A 547-nucleotide genomic window follows, 5' to 3' on the forward strand; every position below is an offset into this window, starting at 1 on the left:
TGCCGACGAGGAACTCCACGGTCCCGGCGCCGACGTAGCCGGCTTCCTTGAGGATCGCCTTGGAGGAGGAGTACAGCTCCGCCACCTGGGCGTCCGACAGGAACGGCGCCGGCGCCTCTTCCACCAGCTTCTGGTGGCGGCGCTGGAGGGAGCAGTCGCGCGTGGAGACGACGACGACGTTGCCGTGGGTGTCGGCCAGGCACTGGGTCTCGACGTGGCGGGGCTTGTCGAGGTAGCGCTCGACGAAGCACTCGCCGCGGCCGAACGCGGCGACCGCCTCGCGGACGGCGGAGTCGTAGAGCTCGGGGACCTCTTCGAGGGTGCGGGCGACCTTCAGGCCGCGTCCGCCGCCGCCGAAGGCGGCCTTGATCGCGATCGGCAGCCCGTGCTCCTTGGCGAAGGCGACGACCTCGTCGGCGCCGTTCACCGGGTCGGGGGTGCCCGCGACGAGGGGGGCTCCGGCGCGCTGGGCGATGTGGCGGGCGGCGACCTTGTCGCCGAGGTCGCGGATGGCCTGCGGGGGCGGGCCGATCCAGGTCAGGCCGGC

Annotated in this window: 1 protein-coding gene; it reads right to left on the minus strand. The window is 73.5% G+C overall.

All coding sequences use genetic code 11. From position 1 onward, the window contains the following. Positions 1-547, minus strand: a 547-nt coding sequence (locus AQJ27_RS33030; RefSeq protein WP_159064448.1) for an ATP-binding protein, incomplete at both ends; no start/stop codon positions are given.

This window comes from Streptomyces olivochromogenes (genome assembly GCF_001514115.1).
In the GTDB taxonomy this organism is placed as follows: domain Bacteria; phylum Actinomycetota; class Actinomycetes; order Streptomycetales; family Streptomycetaceae; genus Streptomyces; species Streptomyces olivochromogenes.